The sequence below is a fragment of the Bizionia gelidisalsuginis genome (genome assembly GCF_008086185.1).
Classification (GTDB): domain Bacteria; phylum Bacteroidota; class Bacteroidia; order Flavobacteriales; family Flavobacteriaceae; genus Bizionia; species Bizionia saleffrena.
The window spans coordinates 1-1009 of the sequence record NZ_VSKN01000086.1 but is presented as its reverse complement, the minus strand read 5'-3'; the positions used below and the strand labels follow the sequence as shown (position 1 = coordinate 1009).

Sequence of the window (1009 nt, the reverse complement as noted above, 5' to 3'; positions counted from 1 at the left end):
TCATTATTAAACGTTGCGGTTTCATAACATTCTGTCGTTGGCTCGGTTACTTGATCTCCTGTTACCTCCCAACTACAAGTAGAGTCATTAAACGTTGCCGTTTCATAACATTCTGTGGTTGGTTCTGATTGTTGTGTTCCTGTTACCTCCCAACTACACTTATCATTATTAAACGTCGCCGTTTCATAACATTCTGTTTTTGGCTCGGTTGCTTGATCTCCTGTTACCTCCCAAGCACAACTTTCTGTATTAAACGTTGCCGTTTCATAACATTCTGTCGTTGGTTCTGCTGCTTGTTCTCCTGTTACCTCCCAACTACACGTATCATTATTAAACGTTGCCGTTTCATAACATTCTGTGGTTGGTGCTGCTTCTTGTGTTCCTGTTACATCCCAAGTACAACTTTCTGTATTAAACGTCGCTGTTTCCCAACATTCTGTCGCTGGTGCTGCTTCTTGTTCTCCTGTTACATCCCAAGCACAACTTTCCGTGTTAAACGTTGCCGTTTCATAACATTCTGTCGTTGGTTCTGCTGCTTGTTCTCCTGTTACCTCCCAACTACACGTATCATTATTAAACGTTGCCGTTTCATAACATTCTGTCGTTGGCTTGGTTGCTTGTTCTCCTGTTACCTCCCAACTACACGTATCATTATTAAACGTCGCTGTTTCCCAACATTCTGTCGCTGGTGCTGCTTCTTGTGTTCCTGTTACATCCCAAAGACACGTATCATTATTAAACGTTGCGGTTTCATAACATTCTGTCGTTGGTTTTGCTTCTTGTTCTCCTGTTACAACCCAACTACAAGTATCATTATTAAACGTTGCCGTTTCCCAACATTCTGTCGCTGGTGCTGCTTCTTGTGTTCCTGTTACAACCCAACTACACGTATCATTATTAAACGTTGCGGTTTCATAACATTCTGTTTTTGGCTCGGTTGCTTGATCTCCTGTTACCTCCCAAATACACGTATCATTATTAAACGTCGCTGTTTCCCAACATTCTGTCG

1 protein-coding gene is annotated in these 1009 nt (G+C 42.0%); it reads right to left on the bottom strand.

Features of this window, described 5'->3' with window-relative positions:
* On the bottom strand, positions 1-1009 hold a 1009-nt coding region (locus ES677_RS15400), incomplete at both ends, for a hypothetical protein (protein WP_170235076.1).